This is a genomic window from Actinoplanes sp. NPDC021490 (assembly GCF_055562135.1).
On the sequence record NZ_JBVHFW010000001.1, the window covers coordinates 219653 to 244650 of the forward strand.

The following is a 24998-nucleotide window of genomic DNA, read 5'->3' on the forward strand; positions in this document are numbered from 1 at the left end:
CGCTGCGAATGTCGTACCCGCCTCGTACCTTGATGTCATGGCCAAGTCACCGGACGTCTCCTCCGACGTCACGCCGGCTGTCGACGACCCGACGCGTGAATACCCGTCCGCGCCGGAACAGCCCCCGGCCCCGCCGGAGCGCGCGTCCCGGGTCAGCGGCTTCGCCCGCCTGCTGATCTTCACGTTCTTCGTTTTCGCGCTGATGGTCGCGGCCTGCCTCGGCCTGCGCGCGGTAAACGTGCTCCCCGGCTTCGACAACCCGTTCTCCGACAAGACCACCGACCGCAGCCAGCCGGTGCTGCTGCAGTCGATGCGCGACCTCAGCCGTTACGTGGCGGCCGACGGCACCTTCCAGGTCATCGTCGACCTGCAGGAGAACAAGGAGAACATCCCCGACTTCCTGGTCAACCGGCGCACGCTGTTCGTCGGCTCGGGCACGGTGGAGGAGTACGTCGAGTTCGGCTCGCTCGCCGAGGACGCTCTCAAGGTCGACGACGAGAAGAACACGGTGACCATCAGCCTGCCGCCGCCGCAGCAGGGCACGGCCAACCTCGACATGCAGAAGAGCTACGTCGTGGCCGAGGAGCGCGGTCTGTTCAACCGCATCGGCGACGCCTTCCGCAGCGATCCGGCCAAACAGCAACAGGTGTACGCGCTGGCCCAGCAGCGGATCACCGAGGCGGCCCGGGCCAGCGGCCTCGACGAGCGCGCCAAGCAGAACACCCAGCGAATGCTCGAGAGCCTGTTCACCCGCCTCGGCTACCAGACGGTGACGGTCACGTTCAGCGCGCCGTAAAGGGAACCGGACGCCGCCGGCCCGGGGGCGGGGACGGCGGCGTCCGGCGATCATCGGCGCGTCAGGAGAGGTCGCCGGAGGTCAACGCGTCACTCGTTGGGCAGCATCACCCAGAGGATGATGTAGATCAGGACCTGGGGCCCGGGCAGAAGGCAGGAGAGCACGAAGATCAGCCGCATGATGTTCGGCGAGATGCCGAAGCGGCGGGCCAGGCCGGAGCAGACACCGGCGATCCAGCGGTTGTCCCGGGGGCGAGCGAGGCGGCGAGCCACAGTGACTTCACTCCTTCTGTTTCGGGAGCCGGCTTGATCACCGGCTTCCTGTTCAACGGTAAGCACGCGGTGACCGTCCGCCCTCGGTCCGCAGGTGGAGAAGGACGGCTCAGCTCCCGTAAGGGTGACCCGTACCCGTACGCCTCCCGCTGTTAACCTGGGTCCGATTTCCAGCCGCCCGCCTCGGAGGCGTGGCGGGTTGAGTTATGCCGATGGACGGTTTCGCCCCGAGGCGGCCGTGCGGCGACGAGGAGGCAGTCGGTGACATCCCGGTGACGCTGGCCGTCCTGCACGCCGGCACCGGCAACGCCCTCGACCCCGCCGACGCGGAACGGCTCGCCGCCGAGCTGTCCGCGGCCCTGCGAGCGGCCGGCGCAAGCTCCGTCGAGTCCGGCCCCGACGCCCTGCGCGACGTCGCCCGCCGCGCTCACGAGCCGGTTCTGATCTGTGCCGGCAACCTGGTCGCGCATCCCAGTCTGCTGTGGATGCTGGCCACCGAGCCGGCCGGGCGCAGCACCGCGCTGGTCGTCCCCGACCCCGCCGGCGACCTGCGCGAAGACCGCGGCAAGCTGCTCCCGGCGACGGACGGGCCGGGCAACGTGCGCTACCTCGGCGCGATCTGCGTGGCCCCGGCCGACCTGCCGCTGCTCGCCGCCGTGGCCGAGACCGACGAGAAGGAGCTGCTGCCCGCGCTGCTCGAGGCCGGTCTGGTGCCGGTCGCGACCCCGCTGCGGCTACTCAAGGCCGATCTCGTGCACGACACCGCCGAACTGGCCCGGGCCCGCGAGCAGGTCGCGGCGGTCGACGAAGACCGGGCCCGCCTGCGGATGGCCGTGAAGGAGAAGGACGACTTCTTCACCACGTACGCCGTGAGCACCTGGTCGCCGCTGGTCACGAAGGCCTCGGCCCGGCTCCGCCTGACCCCGAGCGGTGTCACGGCCATCTCGGTGCTGTTCGCGGTCGCGGCCGCCCTCGCGTTCTGGCAGGCGTCGCGCCCCGCCATGATCGCCGGCGGCATCCTGCTCTACCTGGGTTTCGTGCTCGACTGCGTGGACGGCCAGCTGGCCCGGTACACCCGGCGGTTCGGCGCGTTCGGCGGCTGGCTCGACACGATGGCCGACCGGGCCAAGGAGTACGCGGCCTACGCCGGGCTCGCCGCGGGCGCCGAGCGCATCGGTCTGCCGTACGCGTGGCCGCTGGCCATCACCGCGATCGTGCTGCAGACCGTGCGGCACATGACCGACGCCTGGTACGGCGCGCTGCACGACGAGGCCGCCGCCCATCCGCGTCCGCAGGCCGCCGGGGGAGTGGGCGCCCGGCTGAGCGCGGCGTCGACCCGGGTGCAGGGCGACACGGGCTCGGTGGCGTACTGGCTCAAGCGGATCGTGGTGTTCCCGATCGGGGAGCGCTGGGCGCTGATGGCCGTGCTGGCGATCTTCACGAACGGGCGGATCGCGCTGGCCGCCATGGTGGTCTGCGGGCTCTTCGCGGCGGCGTACACGCTGGCCCTGCGGTCGCTGCGGGCGATCAGCATGCGCGTCGGCGTGCTCGACAAGGTCGACACCGCCCGCTTCCGTGACGACGGCCTTCTCGTACGCGCCGGGCTGAGCCGGGCCGGGCTGCCGGCTCCGCTGCCCTTCGCCGCCCTGGCCGCCGTGGCGCCCCTGGCCCTGGTGGTCGCCCTGCTGGCCGGGTGGATCGACCCGCCGGCCAAGGTCGCGGTGGCGTTGTCGGCGGTGCTCGTGCTCGGGGCCGGAATGCCCGCCCGGTCCCGGCACGGCGGCCCGCTCGACTGGCTGATCCCGGCCGCCCTGCGCGCGGCCGAGTTTCTGACCGTGGTGGCCGTGGGGGCGTCCGGCGCAGTGCCGACCCCGGTCACCTTCCTGCTGCTCTTCATGCTGACCCTGCACCACTACGACCTGGTCGCGCGGATGGAGAAGGGCGCACCGGCGGGCCGGTCGGGTGGCGATCCGCTCGGCTGGGACGGCCGGGTGCTGCTGCTGACCGTGGCCGCCCTGGCCGGGGTGCCCACCCTCGGCGTGGTCGTCCTGGCCGTGCTGGTCGGCGGCATGTTCGGAGTCAAGGCGATCGCCGACTGGCGGACAGGTGGCACCCGCTCGTGACGTTCCTGAGCATCGTTCTGCCGGTCTACAAGGTGCAGGGATACCTGCGGCAGTGTCTCGACTCGCTGCTGAGCCAGTCGTTCACCGACTTCGAGGTGGTCGCCGTCGACGACCGCTCGCCCGACCACAGCGGCGCGATCCTGGCCGAATACGCCGCCCGCGATCCCCGCGTACGGGTCGTGACCGCCCCCGAGAATCTCGGTCTGGGCCGCGCCCGCAATCTGGGCCTCGAGCATGCCACCGGCGAGTACGTCTGGTTCGTCGACTCCGACGACTGGCTCGCGCCCGGTTCGCTGGCCGCGGTGGCCGCCCGGCTCCGCTCGACCCAGGCCGACCTGCTGATCGTCGGCTGGGATCGGGTGCACTGGGACGGCCGGGTGCAGCCCGGATCGGCCCGCAAGGTCTTCGCCGAGGCGCCCACGGTGTTCTCGGTCGAACAGTGGCCGCGGGTGCTCAACATCCTGCACGTGGCCTGGAACAAGGTCGTCCGGCGGGAGTTCCTGCTGCGTCTCGGGTTCGTCTTCGAGGCCGGGTGGTACGAGGACGTCTCGTTCTCCTTCCCGGTCATGCTGGCCGCCCCGCGGATCACCACCCTGTCGCGGACGTGCGTGCACTACCGGCAGCGGCGCACCGGCGCGATCACCCGGACGGTGGGCGACCGGCACTTCGAGGTCTTCGACCACTGGGACCACGCGCTGGCCCTGGCCGGCAAGTACGCCTCGCCCGGCGACGAGGTGCGGGGCATGCTGTTCCGCCGGATGATCTGGCACTTCCTGCGGGTGCTGCGGCACGACGCCCGGGTGCCGCGCGGCTCACGGGCCCGCTTCTTCCGGCGGATGCACGAGATGTACCGGCAGCACCTTCCGCCCGCCGGTTATCCGATGCCCGCGCGCGGTGAAGGGGTCCGCTACCGGATGGTGGCCCGCGGCTCCTACCGGTCGATGCGGTTGTTCGATTTCGCCGTGGGCCGGGCGCGCCGCGTCAAGAGGCTGGCCCGCCGGGCCGGCGGGTTCGTCAAGCGCCGCGGCCGCCAGGCCCTCGGTCACCTCTACTACCGGGTGCAGTTGCGGATGCCGGTCGACCGGTCGCTCGCGCTCTACGCCGCGTACTGGTACCGCGGGGTCAGCTGCAACCCGGCCGCGATCGCCCGGAAAGCGGCCGAGTTGGCGCCGGAGGTGCGCCACGTCTGGGTCGTCGGCCCGGCCCGCGCGAAGTCGCTGCCGCCCGGCACCGACCACGTGGTGGCCGGCACGCTGCCGTACTACCGGGCGCTGGCCCGGGCCCGCTATCTGATCAACAACGTCAACTGGCCGAACCGGATGGTCAAGCGGCGCGGCACCACGCACGTCATGACCCACCACGGCACCCCGCTCAAGAAGATGGGCGCCGACCAGGTGGACCACCCGGCGGGCGTACGGGACCAGGACATCCGCGGTCAGATGCGGCGGGCCGACCGCTGGGACTTCAGCGTGACCGCCAACGCGCACACCACGATCGCCTGGGAGTCGGCCTATCCGACCTCGCACGAGACGCTCGAGGTGGGCTACCCGCGCAACGACCGGCTGGCTCGCGCGACGGCCGCCGACAGCGCCGCGGCCCGCGAGCAGCTCGGCATCCCGGCCGACCGGCGGGTCGTGCTCTACACGCCCACCCACCGCGAGTGGCTGCCGGCCGGGCAGCAGGTGATCGACGTCGAACGGCTGGCCGAGGCGCTCGGGCCGGACACCGTGCTGCTGGTCCGCCGGCATTACTTCTCGGCCGACGTCGAACTGTCGGACGACGTTCGGGTCGTCGACGTTTCCGAGCATCCGGTGGTCGAGGATCTGTACCTCGCGGCCGACGTGTTGCTCACCGACTACTCATCGGCGATGTTCGATTTTGCCGTACTGGATCGGCCGATTGTCGTGTTCGCCCCGGACTGGCCGGTCTATCGTGATCTGAGAGGCACATATTTCGATCTTCTGGCCACGCCGCCGGGCGCGGTCGCCACGGACTTCACGTCATTGGTCGATGTCTTCCGCAGCGGGGCGTATGCCGATGAAGTGTCCGGGAATGTCCGGGCGGTGTTCCGCGAGCGTTTCTGTTATCTCGACGATGGTCAGGCCGCGGAGCGCATCGTTCGGCGTGTATTTCTTGACAAAAATCCGTAACTACGCGGTCACTTAGCGCAAATGGCACGTTCACCCGATGGCGTGACATCGATACTCCTCGTCAAATTAGGCCGATCGCCGGCCGTCGTGGGACCGGGATCACATTGATGTTGCCCGGCAGGGGAGGTAGGCGGTGTCGACCGTCTCGCTCAAGGACGTTACGAAGGTCTGGCCCGACGGCACAGTAGCCGTCAACAACGTCAGCCTCGACGTCGACGACGGTGAGTTTCTGGTCCTCCTCGGACCGTCGGGCTGCGGAAAGTCCACGATTTTGCGCATGATCGCCGGGCTCGAGGACCCCACCGAAGGCGACATTCTCCTCAACGGCGACCCGGTTCTCGAGCTCGCGCCCCGCGACCGCAGCATCGCGATGGTATTCCAGGATTTCGCCCTTTATCCGCACATGACGGTCGGCGACAACATCGGCTTTCCGCTCAAGCTGTCGGGGATCGAGCCGGCGCCGCGCGGCGAGCGGGTCGGTGACGTCGCCGACGCGCTCGGCATAGGTGATGTGCTGAGGCGCAAGCCGAGCCAGCTCTCCGGCGGCCAGCGCCAGCGGGTCGCGATGGGACGCGCGATCGTGCGGCGGCCCGGCCTCTTCCTGATGGACGAGCCCCTCTCCAACCTGGACAGCGGCCTGCGCGCCGAGCTGCGCGCCGAGATCTCGAGCCTGACCCGCGAGCTGGGCGTCACCACCATGTACGTGACGCACGACCAGGCCGAGGCGCTCACCATGGCCGACCGGGTCGCGATCATGCGCAAGGGCGTCCTGCAGGACGTGGGCACGCCGACCGAGGTGTACGGCCGGCCGGCCACCCTATATGTCGCGGCGTTCCTGGGTGCGCCGCGGATGAACCTGCTCGAGGCATCCGTCTACGTGCATCTCGAGCGCTACATCGAGCTCAACTTCGGCGAGCAGGCGCTCTATCTGCCCTGGAACGACATCCGGGCGCGCGCGGTGGCGCACTACCACGGCGAGCGGATCGTGGTCGGGATGCGGGCCGAGGCGCTCACCCCGGTCGCGCCGGACCAGCCGGGTGACGTGCTGCGCGGCCGCATCCGCTATCTGGAGCACCACGGGCACGAGTCGCTGGCATATCTGGACATCGGCGCGACGGCGATCGTCGTCGACGAGATGAGCGGCCGTGCGCGCGAGGACGAGGAGCCGGCCGGGGCGCTCAAGCGGTTCGGCGGGGCCCTGCAGCGGCTCACCGGCCGGGCCAACGGCACCGCCGTGCAGACCCGCGAGACCGACAGCCCGAGCGTGCTCAACGACCCCGGGCGCCACCACCGCCGACCGGCCGAGCTGGGGGTACGGCTGGCGCCGTACCCGCCGGTCTCGCCGGGGCACCCGCTCTCGGTCGCGGTGAAGATGGACGCGCTGCACTTCTTCGACGAGCGCGGCGACCGGATCGACATCGGCTGGCGCTGAACCCGTTCGCATGACCCGAAGGCCCGTGCGCAAGCGCGGGCCTTCCCCCGTTTGCCTCCATGGCGTACCGTTCCGCCCACACGTCGGTGCGATGGCGTATCGACGGTACGGACCCGACCTCTGGAGGTAGGAACGTGGCGAACGCGTCCGGGCTTCTGGTAATCGAACGCATCCTGCGCGACCGACAAGGCATCTGGCAGCAGATCGTGGAGGATCGCGACCTGCCCCGGCTCACCGGCCAGATGCTGGCCAGCTCGGTGGTGGCCCTGGCCGTCTACGGCGCGGTGCTCGGTTCCTTCCACAGCGTGCTGATGGCACTGACCTCGGCGGGCAAGCTGCCGCTGCTCTTCCTGGCCACCCTGACCATCTGCCTGCCCACCCTCTACCTCTTCAACCTGGTCTTCGGGGCCCGGCTGTCGATCCGGCAGTCGTTGTCCCTCGTGATGGTCGCGCTGACCGTGACCGCCATGCTGGCGCTGGCGTTCGCGCCGATCAGCCTGTTCTTCCTGATCACCGCGCCCGACTACGCGTTCTTCAAGCTGCTCAACGTGGTCATCCTCGCCCTTTCGGCGCTGGTCGGCCTGCGGTTCCTGACCGGCGGCATGCGGGTGCTGAACGAGCACGGCCTGCTCGCGCCGAAGGCGGCCGAGGTGGCCGCCCCCGCGGCCCCGCCCGCCGTCCCCGCGGCCGAACCGGCCAAGGAGCTCGTGACCGCCGGGGCGCCGGCCGAGGGTGCGCCGCCGGCCAACGGCGCCGCGCCCGCACCGGTGCAGATCCCGCCCGCGTACGGGCACCACCCGCACGCGCTCCGCCCGCAGCCGCGCCCGGTCAGCCAGCCGACGCCGCCCAGCATGACGCTGCTCTACATCTGGATCCTGCTCTTCGGCTTCGTGGGCACCCAGCTGGCCTGGACGCTGCGGCCGTTCTTCGGCAGCCCGAACATGGACTTCAGCCTGTACCGCGACATCGACGGCAACTTCTACGCCGAAATCTTCCGTACCATCGCCGACCTGTTCTGAAGGCCGACTGCCCAATATCGTGGACGCGTGGTGCCACTGAGGTGGCACAACCGCGTAGGCTGCACCACGGTGGAGGACAGAGTGCGACAGGGTGTGCGACCGGCTCCGGGCGCGGAGCCGGCGGAGGCTGGTGTCTCCCCGGGGGTCCTCGCCGAGGCGGTGTCCGCGGTCTCCGGCCGGCTGCTCGACCGCCGTTTCGGCCGTGACGAGATCACCCTTGTGCGTCATGAGGTGTCGTCCCGGCTGAATGCGGTGGGCCTCGGCGGCGACCGGCTGTCCGGCTTCGTCCTCGCGGTCAACGAGGTGGTCACCAACGTCGTGCTGCACGCCGGGGGCGGCGGCCGGGTGGTGGTCTGGCTGGCCGGCGGTTCGGCCTGGTGCTCGGTGACCGACTCCGGCCCCGGCATTCCCGCGCGTTACCTGACAACTCCCGAGATCCCCGAGGCGTACGAGGTGGGCGGTCGCGGCATCTGGCTGGCCTATCAGCTCTGCGACGAGGTCACCATGGCGACCGGCCCGATCGGTACCACGATCGGGTTGCGGATCCTGATCGCCGAGCCGGTCGACACAAGCCGGTAATAGCACTTTGAACTGCTGGTAAACGCGCCGTCGAAATGTGAAGGTGCCCTTCGGGACTCATCGGTGTCCGGGTGCGGCTACATTGGGCGCGTGCTCGGACTACCTCCTCAAGTAACAGCATGCCTCTTCGATCTTGACGGCGTGCTCACGCAGACCGCTCTCGTGCACAATGCTGCGTGGAAGCAGACGTTCGACACCTTCCTCGAGGCGTGGTCGGCGCAGCACGGGCAAGCGTTCGTGCCGTTCGACCCCGGCGCCGACTATCACAGTTATGTCGACGGCCGCCCACGCGCCGATGGCGTTCGCACCTTCCTGGCCTCTCGGAACATCACCCTTCCCGAGGGCACCCCGGACGACGGTCCCGACCTGCAGACCGTGAACGGCCTCGGCAACCGTAAGAACCTCCTCGTCCTGCAGAAGATCAAAGAGGGCGCCGTCCAGGTCTACGACGGATCGGTCGACTACCTCAAGGCCGCGAAGGAAGCCGGCCTGCGCCGCGCCGTCGTGTCGGCCAGTGCCAACTGCAAGGACGTTCTGGAGGCGGCCGGCATCGCGGACCTCATCGAGGTACGCGTGGACGGTGTGACCGCCCGCGAGCAAAACTTGCCGGGCAAGCCCGCTCCCGACACGTTCCTCTACGCCGCCGCGCAGCTCGGCCTTCCGCCGGCCAGCTGTGCCGTCTACGAGGACGCCCAGGCTGGTGTGGCCGCCGGGCGTGCGGGCCAGTTCGGGATCGTGATCGGGGTTGACCGGGTGGGCCAAACTCAGGCCCTTCTGGACAACGGTGCCGACATCGTCGTCACCGACCTGTCCGAACTCCTGACGCGCTGAGCACGTATCAGCGTTTATATCTTCAAGACTTCCTTCTTGCTCATTTTCGAGAGGCACCACCGTGATCCGTGAACGGGCCTATCCCGTCGACCCTTGGCACATCCGGGAGACCCGGCTCGACCTGGACCTGCTGGCCCAGTCCGAGTCGGTCTTCGCGTTGGCCAACGGACACATCGGGATACGCGGAAACCTGGACGAGGGCGAGCCGCACGGCCTGCCGGGCACTTATCTGAACTCGTTCTACGAGCTCCGCCCGCTGCCGTACGCGGAGGCCGGCTACGGCTTCCCCGAGTCCGGTCAGACGATGGTCAACGTGACCAATGCCAAGCTCATGCGGCTGCTGGTCGACGACGAGCCGTTCGACGTGCGCTACGGCGAGCTGCGGTCCCACGAGCGGGTGCTCGACCTGCGGGCCGGCACGCTCGAGCGCACCGTCGAATGGGTGTCGCCGTCCGGGCAGGCCATCCGCGTGCGCACCGTGCGGATGGTGTCGTTCACCCAGCGCTCCGTCGTCGCCTTCCTCTACGAGGTCGAGCCGCTCGACAACTCCGCCCGCCTGATCCTGCAGTCCGAGCTGGTCGCCAACGAGCAGCTCCCGCCGATGAGCAAGGACCCGCGGGTCGCCGCCGTGCTCGATCACCCGCTGCAGTCCGAGGAGGTGCTCGAGCAGCGCACCGGCGGCCTGCTGGTGCACCGCACCAAGGCCAGCGACCTGCGCATGGCCGCGGCCATGGAGCACCTGGTCGAGGCGCCCGGCAAGCACGCCGTGACCACCGAGGGTCACCCCGACTGGCTGCGGACGACCGTGGCCGGCAAGCTCGAGCCCGGCCAGAAGCTGCGCGTGGTCAAGCTGGCCGCGTACGGGTGGTCCAGCCACCGCTCCCTGCCCGCCGTGCGTGACCAGGTCGGCGCCGCGCTGGCCAGTGCCCGGCTCGACGGCTGGGAGGGCCTGGTCGAGGCTCAGCGCGAATATCTGGACGCTTTCTGGGACCACTCCGACGTGCGCGTCGACGGTGACCCCGAGGTGCAGCAGGCGGTCCGTTTCGGCCTCTTCCACACGCTCCAGGCGGGCGCCCGGGCCGAGCAGCGCCCGATCGGCTCCAAGGGCCTCAGCGGCCCCGGCTACGACGGCCACACGTTCTGGGACTCCGAGACCTTCGTGCTGCCCGCGCTGACGTACACGCAGCCCTCCGCGGCCGCCGACGTGCTGCGCTGGCGCCACTCGACGCTGGATCTGGCGCGGGAGCGCGCTCAGACGCTCGGTCTGCAGGGCGCGGCCTTCCCATGGCGCACGATCCGCGGGCAGGAATGCTCGGCGTACTGGCCGGCCGGCACCGCGGGCTTCCACATCGGGGCCGACATCGCCGACGCCGTCCGCCGCTACGTGCAGGCCACCGGCGACTACGACTTCGAGCGCGAGGTGGGCCTCGAGCTGCTGGTCGAGACCGCGCGGCTGTGGCGCTCGCTGGGTCACCACGACCGGCACGGGCGCTTCCACATCGACGGCGTCACCGGCCCGGACGAGTACACGGCCGTGGTCGACGACAACATCTACACCAACCTGCTGGCTCAGCAGAACCTGATGACGGCGGCCGACGCGGCCAAGCGTCACCCCGACCTGGCCCGCAAGCTGGGCGTGGACGACGAGGAGACGGCGAGCTGGCGCGACGCGGCGGCCTCGGTGCACATCCCGTACGACCGCGAACTGGGTGTTCACCAGCAGTCCGAGGGCTTCACCCGGCTGCAGGAGTGGGACTTCGAGAACACTCCGCCCGAGGCTTATCCGCTGCTGCTCAACTACCCGTATTTCGACCTGTACCGCAAGCAGGTGGTCAAGCAGGCCGACCTGGTCATGGCGATGTACATCCGCGGTGACGCGTTCACCCCGGAGGAGAAGGCCCGCAACTTCGCCTACTACGACGCCCGGACCGTACGCGACTCGTCGCTGTCGGCCTGCGTCCAGGCGGTGATGGCGGCCGAGACCGGGCACCTGGAGCTGGCGCACGACTATCTGGGCGAGGCCGCCCTGATGGACCTGCACGACCTGCACCAGAACTCGCGGGACGGCCTGCACATCGCCTCGCTGGCCGGCACCTGGATGTCGCTGGTGGCCGGCCTGGGCGGCATGCGCGACTTCAACGGCCAGCTGTCGTTCTCGCCCCGCCTGCCCAGCCGTATCAACAGCCTGGAGTTCTCGCTGCTCTGGCGGGGTCTGCGGCTGCGCGTCAACGTGACCGCCGACGAGGTCACCTACTCGCTGCGCAACGGCGGCGGCTCGGCCCGCCTGGTGCTCCAGCACCACGGCAAGGACGTCGAGGTTACCCAGGTCAAGCCGGTGGTCGTGCCGATTCCGCCGGCCCACCCGGTCGGCCCGGCGCCGAGCCAGCCGCTCGGCCGCGCCCCGGTGCGGCGCATGACCAGCTGATCCACGACACGGAAAAGGGCCCCGGGTTCGCACCCGGGGCCCTTTCTCGTCGGCCGGTCAGAGCATCGACACGTGCACGTGGTCGGTGTGGTCGCTCGGCCCGCTGTACGACTTCCAGCCGCTGGCCGGGAACCAGATCTGCTTGTACCAGATGACGTAATAGATGCCGAGTTTGTCGGCATTACGCACCAGGAACGCCATCAGGTTGTTGCCGTACGTGCGGGTATCGGCATTGTGAGCGGGCGCGAAACCGCGCTTCTGCAACGACCAGTCGCAGGCTCGGCCCTTCGGGTGCTCGAACGGCCCACCGTTGCGATGGCAGCCCACGAATCGGTTGAAGCCGGCCTTCTTCACCTCTTTGTACATGTGCATCGTACGGGCGGTGACGCAGCCGCTGGTGGTCTCATCCTGGACGTTGCAGCTCTCGGGCGAGAAACCGCCGTCGGAATTGCGCGGCGCGGGCGCGGCGGCCGGTGACTTCGCGAGCACCAGGCCGTGCGTCAGGCTGTCGCCGCCGACCAGAGCGAGCGCCTTGTCGGCCGCGTCCTTCTGCTTCGACATCGCCACGAGGTTGGTCTGCTGCTTCTTGACCTCGGCGTCGAGCGCGGCCTTCTTGCTGTTGACGTCCGCGATGGCCTTGTTGAGCTCGAACAGCTTGCGGTCCTGCATGGCGTTGATCTCTTCGAGGGAGACCGCCTTGGCCAGGAAGTCGTCCGAGTTCTGGCTGCCGAGCAGGAAGCCGGCCGCCCCGAGGTGGCCGGTGCGGTACTGCTGCCCGGCGATCGCGTTGACCTCGGGAAGAAGGGAGAGGCGCTTGCCCTCGGCCAGCTTGATCTCCGCGGCCAGCTTCTTCTGAGCGGAGGTGGACTTCGTTACCGCGGCCTTGGCCGCGACGTAACGCCGGTTGGAGGACTCGATCACATCGTCCAGAGTGGCGTTCTTGCCGACTGTGTCGCTCGAACCGCCCTCGTTGGGAGCCGAGGTGCCATCACCCGGCTCGGCGCTCGCCGGGGAGGCGGGCACGGCGAGAAAGGAGAGGGCCACGATCGGCGCCAGGGCAAGCATCAGCCACCGGCGGGGTCGTACGGTCAATGCAGTTCCTTCCGGTAAACCGCCGACCGGGTTAGCTGACGGGTTCGGGACGGAAGCGATCCCTACCGCTTGCGCGGATGCACCCCACTGACCTGGTTCCCCGGCTCGCCTCGCGGCGATTGGGCGGTGGTCTGCCGGCGCCTCGGGGGCGGCGCCACGGCGGCAGAACCGGCGGCCAGTTTACCCGAGAGTTCGCGTTGCTTCAGGACCAGAGAATGGGCAATTTCGTAGTCACTCGAACACATTCTGTTATTGCGGTGACAGCGCGTCGTCGATGAATTGCATCGCGTGCGATAACTGTCGATCTCGTGATGAAGTCGGTATGGTCGGGACCGGTCTCCGCCCCCCTGGAGACCGCCGCCTAATCGTCTTCGGATGAACCGGGGAACCAATCTCGTGGGGTGCATCCGCGCAAGCGGTAGGGATCACTTCCGTCCCGAACCCGTCAGCTAACTCGGTCGGCGGCCGACGGAAGGAACAGATGTGCGGCACAAGACTGTCCGGCGACGAACGGCGGCCCTTCTGGCCCTGCTCGTCGCGCTTTCCGGGCTGACCCTGGCGGTGGCCGGTCCGGCCGCTGCGGCGCCGGGTGACACCGGCGACGACGGCGAGGGCGCCCCCAAGACCCTGATCCAGCAACTCGAGGTCGCCTCCAAGGGCTTCGTGGAAGCCAAGGAGGCCCTGGCCCGGTCCAAGACCCGGCAGGCCCAGCTGGCCGCGAAGCTCAAGGAGCTCGACGCCGACCTGGCGCCCCGGCAGGCCGCCATCGACGAGATCATTCAGAAGTCGTACCGGACCGGCCGGATGGGTCCGATGACGGCGCTGCTCACGGCGAGCTCGGCCGGCGGCTTCCTCGACCGCGCCGAGACGCTCGAGACCGTCGCGGTGCGCGAGAACCAGGTCGTCGCCGACCTCAAGGCGACCCGGGACGCCCAGCAGCGCGCCAAGGTGGCCATCGACACCGAGGTGCGCAACCAGCAGAAACACGTCAACACGATGGCCAAGCGCAAGGTGCAGGCCGAGACCGCGCTCAAGGCCGCCAACACCGGCGGATCGGACCGGACAGGCGAGGACGCCGACGAGCCGTCCGACGGCGGATCCAGCAGCAAGGCCAGCCCGGCGCCGCGCAACAAGGACGGCTCCCTGTCCGACGAGGGCTGCACCGAGAAGGACCCCACCACCAGCGGCTGCCTCACCCCGCGGACCCTGCACGCGCTCAAGCAGGCGAAGGCCGACGGCTTCACCCGCTATGTGGCGTGCTTCCGCGAGCAGAACAGCGGTGAGCATCCCAAGGGGCAGGCCTGTGACTTCGCGGCCGAGAAGAAGGGGTTCGGCGGCGTCGCGTCGGGTGGTGACAAGGCGTACGGCACCCGGCTGGCCAACTACTTCATCAACAACTCGGACCGGCTGGGCGTGCTCTACGTCATCTGGTTCAAGCGCATCTGGCTGCCTTCGAGCGGCTGGAAGGCGTACTCGAGGGGTAACGGCGACCCCTCGAGCGACCACACGAACCACGTGCACCTCTCGGTGCGCTGAGCCCGCGAAGGGGTACGGGACCTACTTGTTGACGTAGGTCTCGTACTCCTTCAGCACGTCCTCGGTCGGGCCGTCGGCCCGGATCACGCCGGACTCCAGCCAGATGCTGCGCTCGCAGGTGTCGCGGATCGACTGCTCGCTGTGGCTGACGAGGAAGACCGTGCCGGCCTCCTTGCGCAGGTCACGCACCCGCTGCTCGCTGCGCTTGCGGAACTTGGCGTCACCGGTGGCCAGCGCCTCGTCGATCAGCAGCACGTCGTGCTTCTTGGCCGCGGCGATCGAGAAGCGCAGCCGGGCCGACATGCCCGACGAGTAGGTCTTCATCGGCAGCGAGCTGAAGTCGCCCCGGTCGTTGATGCCGGAGAACTCGATGATGTCGGCCGCCTGCTCCTTGACCTGGGCCGGGGACATGCCCATGGCCAGGCAGCCGAGCTCGACGTTGCGCTCGCCGGAGAGCTCGTTCATGAGGGCCGCGTTCACGCCCAGCAGCGACGGCTGGCCGGCCGCGTAGATGCCGCCGCCCCGCTCGACCGGCAACAGCCCGGCGATCGCCCGCAGCAGCGTCGACTTGCCCGACCCGTTGGTGCCGATCAGGCCGATCGCCTCGCCCTTGTAGGCGACGAAGCTGACGCCCTGGACCGCGTGCACCTCGCGTACGGCAGCGCTCTTCTTGCCCGTGATGAGCCGCTTGAAGCTGGCCAGCGGCGTGTTCGCGCCCGGCGCCACCGACCCGTAGATGCGGTAGACGATGTGCGCGTTGTCCGCGATGACGGTCGGTTCCCGCTCGATGTCAGCCACGGCCGTAGCCCTTCTCTCCGCGCCAGAAGTAGACATAACCGCCGAAGCTCACGAGCGCCGTCCAGATCACGGCCTGGAGCCACAGGATGGGCGCGGGCTGGGCCAGCTCGACGTTCTCCATCAGCGCGTGCCGGACCAGCTCGATGAAGATCAGCATCGGGTTGGCCTCGATCAGCGTGAGCTGCCAGCCGTGCAGCCGCTCGGCGAAGAACGTCACCGGGTAGAGCACCGCCGAGCCGTACATCCAGATCCGCAGCAGATAGGGGATGAGCTGCCGGATGTCGGTGACCTTGGAGATCAGGCGGGAGACGAACAGGGCCAGCCCGGCGTTGAACAGCGACTGGAGCACCAGCGCCGGGATCAGCAGCAGCCACTGCACGGTGATCGGCTCGCCGGTGAACAGCACGATCGCGACGAGCACGACGATCGAGGCGATCATGTTGCGCACCTCGACCAGGGTGACCGCGATCGGCAGGCTCGCCCGGGGGAAGTGCAGCGCCCGGATCAGCGCCATGTTGGCTGTGATCGACTGCGAGCCCGCCTGAACCACCGTCTGGGTGAATCCGAAGATGAAAACACCGGCGCAGAGGTACGCGATGAAGTTGTCGACGCCCTGCTTGGTGTTGATCAGAACGCCGAAGATCAGGTAGTAGACGCCCGCGTTGATCAGCGGGGTGAGGAGCTGCCAGACCACGCCGAGCTTCGTGCTGCCCAGCGACGCGCTCACCTTGGCATTGGCGAAGGCCGCTATGAAATGCCGGTACGTCCAGAGGTGCCTGGTGTATTCGGGCAGGCTGGGCAGGCGTCCCGCCTTGGTCAGGCCGTGCCGGCGGGCCAGCTCCTTGAGCGATGGCCCGGTGTCGGACTCGGCAACCGCCGTCTGAGCCATGGGGTGGTGCTCCGATCTCGTCGGCCCGTGAGGGGAACCGGGCCCTGGTTCTTTAGGCGAGAACACTCCATCAGCATGTCAAGCCTCAGCCGACGGAACGGCCTCGTATCGACGTGCCGGGAAGGTTATCCGACCAAAGGGCGGAACGCAACCGTAACGTCCTGGCGTATAGTGACCGCGTGGCGACAGCAAAGCGCGCACCCGCCGGAGCGGCAGTGCTTCGAACCGACATCACCGTGGCGATCCGTGACGCGGTGATGCACGAGCTGGCCGAAGTCGGCTACGGCCGGCTCTCCATCGAGGCCGTGGCGCGCCGTGCCGGCGTCGGTAAGACCGCAATCTACCGCCGTTGGAGCAACAAACTCGAGATGGTGCTCGAGATCGTGTCCGACGTCGCCGGTCGCAGCGTGCCGCTGCCCGACACCGGCAGCTTCGCCGGCGACCTCCAGTTGATCATGATGATCGTGAGCCGCGCCCTGCAACACCGGATCGCGTCCCAGATCATTCCCGACCTGATGGCCGAGGCCGCCCGCAACCCGCAGATCGCCGAGACGCTCCAGAAGGCCCTGCGTACCCATCAGCAGGCGGTCGGCGAAAAACTGGTCGGCCAGGCCGTGGCCCGCGGCGAACTGCCCGAAACCACCGATCCGGACGTGGCGGTCGATCTGATCCTGGGCCCGCTGTACTGGCGGCTGGCGGTCTCGCGCTCCAAGCCCGACCCGGAATACCTCGAGAAGCTGATGGCCGCGGTCACGGCCGCGCTGCGCAACAGCTGAAAGCAACCCGGCCGCACCGGAAGGTGTCATCGGGACGGCGGCGCGCCTGCCGAAGGTAGGGGCTCTCAGCCCCCCACCTCCGGAGCAACCATGCGCTACGAGCACGTCGACACCACCGTTCTGGACGCCGGTGCGCTCCTCGCGCTCGCCCTGGGCGGACAGGCCCCCACGCCGCCGCCGGGGCAGGAACCCGCCGTGCGAGCGGTGCAGGCGCCCGTCGGCGCCTGGTCGAGCGCGGATGGCGCGGTTCGCCTGGAAATCAAGACCGACGGAACGTACGCGGGAAAGGTGCTCGGTCGCAAGCGCCCGGCGCGCGGCACCTATCGCCTCGACGGCGGCACGCTGACCCTCAGCGACGACTGCGGCCTGCACACGCCCGTGCGGGTCGGCCACGGCGTGCTGGAGATGGCCGGCCACCGCCTCGGACGGGCCGTGTAGCAGCTCTCTCACCAGCCCACCCCACCCAACCGGGGGCGGGCCCAGACCTTACTCGGCGGGGCTGGGAGATCGCGAAGTTATCCACAGGCCGGGGTTATCCACAGGGCCCGAGCGGCGGCGGTGCGGGACGGGCAGAATCGTCGGCGACCGGGCGGTGTGGCTTCGGCTCGGGTGTGCGGCGGGCTGAAGGCGCAGGTGGCCCTGCATTGGTGTTCGGCGGGTCGAAGGAGGCGGGGCGGAGCGGGTCTGGATGTGAGGTGTGGCTGGAAAGGCCCAAGCTCGGGCCGGCTCCGGCCGAACGAGTCCGGAACGGCTCTGCTCGGCTGGCGCGGAACGGCTCTGCACGGCTGGCGCGGAACGGCTCTGTACGGCTGGCGCGGTTCTGAAGGGCTGGCACGGGCTTGTAGGGCTGGCACGGGGCTTGTAGGGCTGGCGCGGTTCTGAAGGGCTGGCGCGGCTCTAGAGGGCTGGCGCGGCTCCGAAGGGTTAGCACCGCTCTGAAGGGCTGGCACGTGAGGGCCGGCGGGGTTCAGGCGCGGGCCGGCTCCAAGTGGGCTGGGTCGTCGGTGGGGGTGTGGCGGCGGTCCAGGCGGAAGCTCAGGACGGCCAGGAGGAGGCCCGTGACGGCGAGCAGGACGCCGATCCAGGCCGCGGACAGGTAACCCCAGCCGGCCGCGATCGCGACGCCGCCCAGGGCCGCTCCGGCGCTGTTGGCGACGTTGGAGGCGGACTGGTTGACGGCGGCGCCCATCAGCTGGGCCCCGGGCGCGACGGCGATCAGGCGGGCCTGCAGGGCGGGGCCGATGAAGAGGGCCGCCGCGCCGACCAGGAAGGCGGCCGCGAACAAGCCGACCGGGTGGCGGGCGACGACGCCGAACAGCGCGATGGTGGCGATCATGGCGACGAACCCGAGCAGGATGCTGCCGCGCAGGTTGCGGTCGGCCGCGATGCCGCCCACGGCGTTGCCGACCGTCATGCCGATGCCCATCACGGCCAGGACCCAGGGCACGTACGACTCGGACAAGCCGGTCACGTGCGTGGTGACCGGGGCGATGTAGCTGTTCACGGCGAAGAAGCCGCCGAACCCGATCGCGGCCACGGCCGCCGCCAGCCACACCTGCGGGGAGCGGAACGCGCCCAGCTCGGCCCGGGGTGAGCCGCCCGCGGCCGGCGCCACCTCGGGCACCGTGAACAGCACGAAGAGCAGGGTGAGGGCGAAGACCCCGGCCACCGCCAGGTAGGCGATCCGCCAGCCCGCCGCCTGTCCCAGGCTGGTGATCAGCGGGACGCCGAAGACGTTGGCCGCGGTCAGGCCGCTCAGCACGATCGCGAAGCCGCGGGCCTGGCTGCCGGGGCCGAGCATCGAGGCGGCGAGCAGGCCGGCGGCCCCGAAATACGCGCCGTGGGCCAGTGCGGCGACGAAACGGCCGGTCAGCACCAGGCCGAACGTGGGGGCCAGGGCGGAGGCGACCGTGCCGACGACGAACAGCGCCAGCAGGCCGAGCACGAGACGGCGCCGGGGCATGCGCGCGGTCAGGGCCGCGATCGTGGGGGCGCCGACCACCACGCCCAGGGCGTAGATCGTGATCATCCAGCCGGCCGTGGCCACGGCGTCGGGGGCGGAGCGGGCGTACGCCGCCGGCAGCAGGTCGCGGGCGAGGTCGGGCAGCAGGCCCATGGCGACGAACTCGGTGAGACCGAGACCGAAGCCGCCGAGGGCCAGAGCGAGCAGGGCCGCCCAGCGGCGACCGGCGGTGAGGTTGTCCACCCATCCGACTCTAGAACGTTCTAGTCGCGGCGGTCATAGAACGTTCTAGTGATCACAGGTAAATTGTCCGGTCATGACGGCAGGGGAGCGGCGGACGACGCTGGCCGACGTCGCGGCCCAGGCCGGCGTCTCGGTGGCGCTGGTCTCGATCGTGATGCGCGAGGCGCCGGGGGCGAGCGCGGCGACCCGCGCGCGGGTGCTCGAGGTGGCTCGCCGGCTCGACTATCAGCCCGACAGCCGGGCCCGTCTGCTGCGCAGCGGTCAGAGCCGGCTGCTCGGGGTGGTCTTCGGCGTGCAGCACGCGTTCCACAACGACCTGCTCACCGGGCTCTACGACGCGGCCGAGCGGATCGGGTACGAGCTGACGTTGAGCGCGGTCACCCCCAGGCGCGACGAGCGTACGGCCATCGCGGGTCTTCTCCAGGACCGATGCGCCGCGCTGGTGCTGCTCGGGCCGCAGATTCCGGCGGCCGAACTGGCCACGCTGGCCGGCCGGTTGCCGGTGGTGGCCATGATGCGCTCCGTGCGGCAGCGGCAGGTCGACGTGGTGCGCACCGACGACGCCCGCGGGCTGCACCTCGCGGTGGATCATCTGGTCGCGCTGGGGCACCGGAACATCGTGCACGTCGACGGGGGTCGCTGGGTGTCCTCGGCCGAACGGCGGCAGGGCTATCGCGAGGCCATGCGGCGGCACGGGCTTCAGGCGTACGAGAAGGTCGTGGCCGGGGGTTTCGGTGAGGAGGACGGGGCTCGGGCGGCCCGGGAACTGCTGGACGACCCGCCGACCGCGGTGGCCGCCTTCAACGACCTGGGCGCGACCGGGCTGCTCGACGTGCTGCGCCGCCACGGGCTGGCCGTGCCCGGCGACATCAGCGTCGTGGGGTACGACGACAGCAGTTTCAGCCGGCTCGCGCACATCGACCTCACCACCGTCGCCCAGGACATCGAGACGATGGCGACCCTGGCCGTGGCCCGCGCGGTGGAGCGCATCGACGGCGCGCGGATCGCCCATCGCGAGGTGGTCATCCCACCGCGCCTGGTCGTACGGGGAACCACCGGACCGCCACGGGACTAAGCCCCCGGCTGTTTGCGCCGAACGGAGGGGAAAGGACTCAGTTCGGGGGAAAGATGCGGTTGCGGGGATCGGCCCTCGTGGTGCTGCCGTTCCTGCTGAGCGCCTGTGGTGGCGACACGGACCCGGCGCCGGGCGCGAGCATCGCCGAGGGGGGTCCGGCGTGGGTGACCGTCGCGCCGGGTAAGGCCACGCCCAGCGCCGTGAAGAAAAACACCGGATCGCCGCGCCCCGGCCTGCCACCCGTGTCGTTCATGCCCACCAGCTCGGCCTGCGCGGTCGCCTGGAACGAGGACGTCGGCAAGGTCTTCATCCCGATGATCGTGACGGTGGGGAAGGGTTCGCTGTCGGTGCAGTGGCCGAACCGCTACGGCAACCGCTATCGGGTCGCCGCGGTGCCGCAGGAACTCGTCAGCGGCGCCCAGCCCGAACCGCAGTGGCAGACGATCAGCACCGGTGCCGAGTGCACGGCCGGCGCGACGATCGGCGGGCTCAAGTCCGGAGCCGCGTACGTCGTGTGGCTCGATGCCCCGGACACGCCGCGCGGACTCGACGGGTCGCGTGCCCTCTACAGCGGCCGCTCCCAGGTGGTCATCCCTAACTAGAGATCGTGTTGCGGCCGCTCCACTTGGCGGCGTACAGGCGATCGTCGGCCTCGCGGAACAGCGTCTCGCCGGACATGCCCTCGCCCAGCACGGCCACGCCGATGCTGACGGTCAGGCGCACGCCGGGAAGGATGTCGGTGCGGGCCACGGCGGCGCGGATCCGTTCGGCCACCTCGCGGCCCACGGCCAGATCGCCCTGCAGGAACACGGTGAACTCGTCGCCGGCGTACCGGACCGGAATGTCGTCCGGACGGCAGTGCGCGCGCAGGACCAGGGCCACCTCGCACAGCGCCCGGTCGCCGGTGGCGTGCGAATACGCGTCGTTTATCGCTTTGAAATGGTCGACGTCGACGAGCAGCAGCACCAGCGGGGTGGTGGTCCGGCCCTGGTCGATGCGCTGCATCATCAGGTCGAACCGGCGCCGGTTGTCGAGGCCGGTGAGCGGATCGCGCAGCACCTCGCGCTCGGCCCGCGCCCGGGCCGCCTCCGACTCCTCGCGCTGACGGGCCTGGCGCAGCATCGCCAGCCGCTGCTCGCGCAGCCGCCACAGCTCGCGGGTCTGGCCCTCGACCGTCTCGAAGATGTCGCGCGCGGCCTGACCGTCGTCGGTGGCCAGCGCGGTCAGGGCCAGCTCGAACCGGATGATCGTCTTTTCGTCGGGGCCGGCGCCGAACCCGCACAACTCGCGGGCGGCCACGAATTCCATACGCGCCTCGGCCGGCGCGCCCTGCGTGCGGAGGCTGATTCCGAGGGCGAGATGGGCCATCCGTGCATATCGGTGGTTTTCGGCCTGACGCAACGGCATCACGGCCTCGCGGGCCAGCTTCTCGGCCGGGATCACGTCGCCCAGCTTGGCCAGCGCCAGGGCCAGCATGGCCACGGCGACCACGTCGTCGGCGCGCTGCTCGACCTGCCGCCGGGTGATCTCGGCGCTGCGCCGCAGCCGGGCCGCGGCCTCGTCGTGCCGGCCCACGTGATCGAGCCGCAGACCCCAGTGCAGCAGGGTGGCCGCGTGCACCAGGCCGAAGTTGGAGTGGGTGACGACCAGCCGGTCGTACGTGGCCGCGGCGATCTCGTACATCTCGGCCGCCGTCGCCGCCTCGGCGAACGAACACAGCGCCGAGATCCGCCGCTCGCCGTCGGTGTACGGCCGGTCGAGCAGCACGGCCGCGCGGGCCAGGTGGCCCATGCCGAGGAAATATCGTCCGCGCAGGACGTCGATCTGGGCCAGGTCGCAGAGCGTCTTGGCCTCGCCGAGCACGGAACCGGCCGCCCGATGCAGCCGGAGCAGCCGCTCGCCCAGCTCGATCGCCTCGGCCAGTCGTCCCATGTAGAGATTGGCGTACATCTGCCCCTGGACCAGGAACAACACGGAACGGTCGTCGCCCACGGCGTACGCGATGGCCAGATAGGCGTCGGCGGCCTTCAGCGCCTCGTGACCGTGGCCGGTGTTGGCCAGACGATGCACTCGGCGCGCCAGCAGATGCAGCGGCCCGAACACGGTCACCGGCACCGGCAGCCGCGCACCTGTCGCGATCTCGCCGTCCATGGTCCCAGTATCAACATCGGACGGTCGATCACCTACAGGGGATATCGACAGATCTCAGGACGGCGGTGTCGCGTACTTGTCCAAGCCGTCCACGAGCAGTTCCAGGCCGAGCTCGAAACGTGCCTCCGGACCGCCTCCGACCAGGGAATCCGCATGCTTGGTGAGGTTCGGATAGACGTCGGCCGGTATCTCGAGCAAATAGTCCCGGTACGCGCCGCTGACCGTGTCGATGAACGTCTGCTTATCGGAGCCCGTCGCCTGCCGGCGCCAGATCGAGTACTCGTACGCGTCGGCCGTGATGTAAAGGAAGATCCGGTCCATCGCCCACGACGCGATCCGCGGCGGGATGCCCCCGGCCAGCATCATGCCCAGCATCGCCTCCGAGATGTGCAGCGCGTTGGGGCCGCTCGGGATCGTCGCCAGCGCGGCCCGGGCCAGGTCGTTGTGCGCGACCATGGCCGCGTGCCCGGCGCGGGCCAGCTCCTTGATCTGCTCCTTCCACCGCGGCGGATCGAGCACGGGGATGCCGACCTGGCCGCACATCTCGTCGAACATCAGCTGCAGCAGCTCGTCCTTGTTCGTGACGTGGGCGTAGAAGCTGGCCGGGCCGGTGTCGAACTCGGCCGCGAGCCGCCGCATGCTCACCGCGTCGATTCCCTCGGCCTGCACGATCCGGAGCGCCGTACGCACGATCTCGGACCGGGTGAGCGGGGTCTTCGCGGGGCGGGCGCGGCCTCGGCGGCCGGGCGGCCAGTTCAGCTCAGTCATCGCCGCCGAATTTACTTTGACGCGAACGGTGTTCGCCAGTAGAACGGTGTTCGTACCCGACGAACACCGTTCGTCCGCGACCAGAGGGACTTCGAAAATGGATGCCGTACTCGAGCGATCAGCGGAACGGACGCCGTACCGCTGGCGCTGGGTCGCGCTCTTCGTGATCCTCGCCGTCGAGGTCATGGACCTCCTCGACGCGCTCGTCACCAACATCGCCGGGCCGGCCATCCGGTCCGAGCTCGGCGGGTCCTACAGCCTCATCCAGTGGCTCGGCGCGGCGTACACGCTGGCCATGGCGATCGGTCTGCTCACCGGCGGCCGCCTGGGCGACATCTTCGGCCGGCGACGGCTATTCCTGATCGGCGCGTCCGGCTTCACCCTCGCCTCGCTCGCCTGCGGCCTGGCCCAGTCGCCGGGCCAGCTCATCGCCGCCCGGGCCGTCCAGGGCCTGTTCGGCGCGGTGATGCTCCCGCAGGGCCTCGGCATGATCAAGCAGATGTTCACGCCGTCCGAGCAGGCCAAGGCGTTCGGCGCGTTCGGCCCGGTGATGGGCCTGTCGTCGGTCGGCGGCCCGATCCTGGCCGGCTGGCTGGTCGACGCCGACTTCTTCGGCTCCGGCTGGCGGATGATCTTCTTCATCAACCTGCCGCTCGGCCTCTTCGCCGTGATCGGCGCGGTCAAGTTCCTGCCCGAGTTCCGCAGCGAGCGGGCGCCGCGCCTCGACTGGCTGGGTGTCGCCCTGGCCGCGGTCGGCGCGTTCCTGCTGCTCTTCCCGCTCGTGCAGGGCCGCGAACTGGACTGGCCGATCTGGTGCTTCGTCCTGCTCGCCGCCGGCCTGATCGTCTTCGGGCTGTTCGCGATCTACGAGGGCCGCCGGGAGCGCCGCGGGCTCGACCCGCTGGTCACCCCGAGCCTGTTCCGCAAGCGGGCCTTCAGCGGCGGGCTGGCGGTCGGCCTGGTGTTCTTCGCCGCGCTCATCGGCACCGGCCTGGTCTTCACGTTCTATCTGCAGATCGGGCTGGGCTATTCACCCCTCAAGGCCGGCCTGACCACCCTGCCGCAGGCGCTCGGCACGGTCGCCGGCTTCGTGGCGGCCGGTTCCGGGCTCAGCGAGCGGTACGGCCGCAGGCTGCTGCTCGTGGGCACGGCCATCATGATGGTGGGCACGGCGGGCGTCATGCTCACGGTGTGGCTGGCCGGCTCGGCGATCACCCCGTGGCGGATGATCCCCGCCCTGGTGCTGATCGGCGCGGGCATGGGCCTCGCGATGGCGCCGTTCTTCAACATCGTGCTGGCCGGAGTGGACGACGAAGAGACCGGCTCGGCCTCCGGTGCGCTCACCTCGGTGCAGCAGCTCGGCGGCGCGTTCGGCATCGCGGTGCTCGGCACGGTGTTCTTCGCGCTGCTGCCCGGCCAGGTCGGCTCGCACGTCGACAACACACAGGCCGAGCTGCGCACGGTGCTCACCACAGCCGGGGTTCCGGCCGACACCCACCACGCGGTCGGGCTGGGCCTGCGCGAATGCCTGCGGGACCGGGTGGCCGAGGAGGACCCCGACGTGACACCGGCGAGCTGCCAGACGTCGGCCGTGCAACCCCAGGTGCAGGCGTACGCCCGGGAGCAGGTGCGCGCCGGTTTCCAGGACGCGGCGGTGCTGACTACGGGGGTGTCGTTTCTGCTGCTGGCGCTGGCTTTCGGGCTCTCGTTCCTGCTTCCGGCGCGGGCGCGGGACTAGGGCTTCGGCCCCCGTTCCCGTTTCCGGCGGGGGCCTAGGCCTTCGGTCCGCTCCCATTTCCGCCGTGGGCCTAGGCCTTCGGCGCCCCGCTCCCGCGTCCGGTGCGGGGCTTGGTGCGGCGGCGCAGGAACCACCAGATCATCAGCGCCGCCGCCACCAGGCCCGGGCCCATGTGCACGGCGAGCACGCCGGCCAGGTGCGGGCCACCCCAGTCGTTCCGATACGTCCCGGGGTCGCCGAAGTCGATCACGAACGGCTCGGCGACCGCCCGGACGACGAAGTACAGCCCGACGACGAACAGAAGGATGCGCCACATGGGTCGGAATCTAGAGAGTCCGAGCA

At 70.0% G+C, this 24998-nt stretch carries 22 protein-coding genes and 2 riboswitches; of the genes, 14 read left to right on the forward strand and 8 right to left on the reverse strand.

Annotated elements, in window-relative coordinates; genetic code table 11:
- Positions 1–37: 37 nt before the first annotated feature.
- The gene (locus ACZ3I4_RS01040) at positions 38–796 is read left to right on the forward strand and encodes a DUF4230 domain-containing protein (RefSeq protein ID WP_465379791.1); all 759 of its coding nucleotides are present in this window, start codon (positions 38–40) and stop codon (positions 794–796) included.
- An 89-nt stretch (positions 797–885) separates the two neighbouring features.
- Here ACZ3I4_RS01040 and ACZ3I4_RS01045 read toward each other — a convergent pair whose 3' ends face one another.
- Positions 886–1068, reverse strand: a complete 183-nt coding sequence (locus ACZ3I4_RS01045; protein ID WP_465379792.1) for a PspC domain-containing protein — start codon at positions 1066–1068, stop codon at positions 886–888.
- A gap of 212 nt (positions 1069–1280) precedes the next feature.
- Between ACZ3I4_RS01045 and ACZ3I4_RS01050 the strand changes: the two genes are divergently transcribed.
- From ACZ3I4_RS01050 to ACZ3I4_RS01080, 7 genes are all read left to right on the forward strand, one after another.
- Entirely contained in the window at positions 1281–3191 is a 1911-nt protein-coding gene (locus ACZ3I4_RS01050; RefSeq protein WP_465379793.1) for a DUF5941 domain-containing protein, read from the forward strand.
- Positions 3188–5341 carry a bifunctional glycosyltransferase/CDP-glycerol:glycerophosphate glycerophosphotransferase gene (locus ACZ3I4_RS01055; protein WP_465379794.1) on the forward strand — a complete coding sequence of 718 codons (2154 nt, stop codon included), beginning with the start codon at positions 3188–3190 and terminating at the stop codon, positions 5339–5341. The genes ACZ3I4_RS01050 and ACZ3I4_RS01055 overlap by 4 nt, the downstream gene beginning before the upstream one ends.
- A 133-nt stretch (positions 5342–5474) precedes the next feature.
- Positions 5475–6773 carry an ABC transporter ATP-binding protein gene (locus tag ACZ3I4_RS01060; protein ID WP_465379795.1) on the forward strand — a complete coding sequence of 433 codons (1299 nt, stop codon included), beginning with the start codon at positions 5475–5477 and terminating at the stop codon, positions 6771–6773.
- A gap of 134 nt (positions 6774–6907) precedes the next feature.
- On the forward strand, positions 6908–7792 hold the full coding sequence (locus tag ACZ3I4_RS01065) for a hypothetical protein (RefSeq protein ID WP_465379796.1): 885 nt from the start codon (positions 6908–6910) through the stop codon (positions 7790–7792).
- Between the two features lie 69 nt (positions 7793–7861).
- Positions 7862–8371 (forward strand): ATP-binding protein, encoded by a 510-nt coding sequence (locus ACZ3I4_RS01070; protein WP_465379797.1) that lies wholly within the window; start codon positions 7862–7864, stop codon positions 8369–8371.
- Positions 8372–8461: 90 nt separating this feature from the next.
- Positions 8462–9202, forward strand: coding sequence for an HAD family hydrolase (locus ACZ3I4_RS01075; protein ID WP_465380437.1), 741 nt, complete (start codon positions 8462–8464; stop codon positions 9200–9202).
- Positions 9203–9263: 61 nt separating this feature from the next.
- Positions 9264–11627 carry a glycoside hydrolase family 65 protein gene (locus ACZ3I4_RS01080; protein WP_465379798.1) on the forward strand — a complete coding sequence of 788 codons (2364 nt, stop codon included), beginning with the start codon at positions 9264–9266 and terminating at the stop codon, positions 11625–11627.
- 57 nt (positions 11628–11684) lie between these two features.
- Here ACZ3I4_RS01080 and ACZ3I4_RS01085 read toward each other — a convergent pair whose 3' ends face one another.
- Positions 11685–12719 carry a coiled-coil domain-containing protein gene (locus ACZ3I4_RS01085; RefSeq protein ID WP_465379799.1) on the reverse strand — a complete coding sequence of 345 codons (1035 nt, stop codon included), beginning with the start codon at positions 12717–12719 and terminating at the stop codon, positions 11685–11687.
- A 3-nt stretch (positions 12720–12722) separates the two neighbouring features.
- A riboswitch (cyclic di-AMP (ydaO/yuaA leader) is annotated at positions 12723–12855 on the reverse strand.
- A 212-nt stretch (positions 12856–13067) separates the two neighbouring features.
- A riboswitch (cyclic di-AMP (ydaO/yuaA leader) is annotated at positions 13068–13199 on the forward strand.
- Positions 13200–13202: 3 nt separating this feature from the next.
- Here ACZ3I4_RS01085 and ACZ3I4_RS01090 point away from each other — a divergent pair.
- Positions 13203–14255 (forward strand): coiled-coil domain-containing protein, encoded by a 1053-nt coding sequence (locus ACZ3I4_RS01090; protein WP_465379800.1) that lies wholly within the window; start codon positions 13203–13205, stop codon positions 14253–14255.
- 21 nt (positions 14256–14276) lie between these two features.
- Here ACZ3I4_RS01090 and ACZ3I4_RS01095 read toward each other — a convergent pair whose 3' ends face one another.
- Both ACZ3I4_RS01095 and ACZ3I4_RS01100 read right to left on the reverse strand, forming a co-directional pair.
- Positions 14277–15089, reverse strand: a complete 813-nt coding sequence (locus tag ACZ3I4_RS01095) for an ABC transporter ATP-binding protein (RefSeq protein WP_465379801.1) — start codon at positions 15087–15089, stop codon at positions 14277–14279.
- Positions 15046–15942, reverse strand: coding sequence for an ABC transporter permease (locus ACZ3I4_RS01100; protein ID WP_465379802.1), 897 nt, complete (start codon positions 15940–15942; stop codon positions 15046–15048). The genes ACZ3I4_RS01095 and ACZ3I4_RS01100 overlap by 44 nt, the downstream gene beginning before the upstream one ends.
- Before the next feature lie 215 nt (positions 15943–16157).
- On the opposite strand from ACZ3I4_RS01100, the gene ACZ3I4_RS01105 reads away from it, so the two are divergent.
- Together ACZ3I4_RS01105 and ACZ3I4_RS01110 are read left to right on the forward strand one after the other, a co-directional pair.
- Positions 16158–16718 carry a TetR/AcrR family transcriptional regulator gene (locus ACZ3I4_RS01105; protein ID WP_465379803.1) on the forward strand — a complete coding sequence of 187 codons (561 nt, stop codon included), beginning with the start codon at positions 16158–16160 and terminating at the stop codon, positions 16716–16718.
- Between the two features lie 90 nt (positions 16719–16808).
- Positions 16809–17156 carry an Atu4866 domain-containing protein gene (locus ACZ3I4_RS01110; protein ID WP_465379804.1) on the forward strand — a complete coding sequence of 116 codons (348 nt, stop codon included), beginning with the start codon at positions 16809–16811 and terminating at the stop codon, positions 17154–17156.
- Between the two features lie 529 nt (positions 17157–17685).
- Here ACZ3I4_RS01110 and ACZ3I4_RS01115 read toward each other — a convergent pair.
- The gene (locus ACZ3I4_RS01115; protein WP_465379805.1) at positions 17686–18924 is read right to left on the reverse strand and encodes an MFS transporter; all 1239 of its coding nucleotides are present in this window, start codon (positions 18922–18924) and stop codon (positions 17686–17688) included.
- A gap of 73 nt (positions 18925–18997) precedes the next feature.
- On the opposite strand from ACZ3I4_RS01115, the gene ACZ3I4_RS01120 reads away from it, so the two are divergent.
- Together ACZ3I4_RS01120 and ACZ3I4_RS01125 are read left to right on the forward strand one after the other, a co-directional pair.
- Complete coding sequence (locus tag ACZ3I4_RS01120) at positions 18998–19999, forward strand: LacI family DNA-binding transcriptional regulator (protein ID WP_465379806.1); 1002 nt, start codon at positions 18998–19000, stop codon at positions 19997–19999.
- Between the two features lie 53 nt (positions 20000–20052).
- Positions 20053–20601: a hypothetical protein gene (locus ACZ3I4_RS01125; protein WP_465379807.1), complete on the forward strand. Its 549-nt coding sequence runs from the start codon at positions 20053–20055 to the stop codon at positions 20599–20601.
- Here ACZ3I4_RS01125 and ACZ3I4_RS01130 read toward each other — a convergent pair.
- Complete coding sequence (locus ACZ3I4_RS01130; protein WP_465379808.1) at positions 20594–22150, reverse strand: GGDEF domain-containing protein; 1557 nt, start codon at positions 22148–22150, stop codon at positions 20594–20596. The genes ACZ3I4_RS01125 and ACZ3I4_RS01130 overlap by 8 nt on opposite strands.
- 54 nt (positions 22151–22204) lie before the next feature.
- Positions 22205–22918, reverse strand: a complete 714-nt coding sequence (locus ACZ3I4_RS01135) for a TetR/AcrR family transcriptional regulator (protein WP_465379809.1) — start codon at positions 22916–22918, stop codon at positions 22205–22207.
- 97 nt (positions 22919–23015) lie between these two features.
- On the opposite strand from ACZ3I4_RS01135, the gene ACZ3I4_RS01140 reads away from it, so the two are divergent.
- Entirely contained in the window at positions 23016–24656 is a 1641-nt protein-coding gene (locus tag ACZ3I4_RS01140; RefSeq protein ID WP_465379810.1) for an MFS transporter, read from the forward strand.
- A gap of 70 nt (positions 24657–24726) precedes the next feature.
- On the opposite strand, the gene ACZ3I4_RS01145 is transcribed toward ACZ3I4_RS01140, so the two are convergent.
- Positions 24727–24972, reverse strand: coding sequence for a hypothetical protein (locus ACZ3I4_RS01145; RefSeq protein WP_465379811.1), 246 nt, complete (start codon positions 24970–24972; stop codon positions 24727–24729).
- Between the last annotated feature and the right edge of the window lie 26 nt (positions 24973–24998).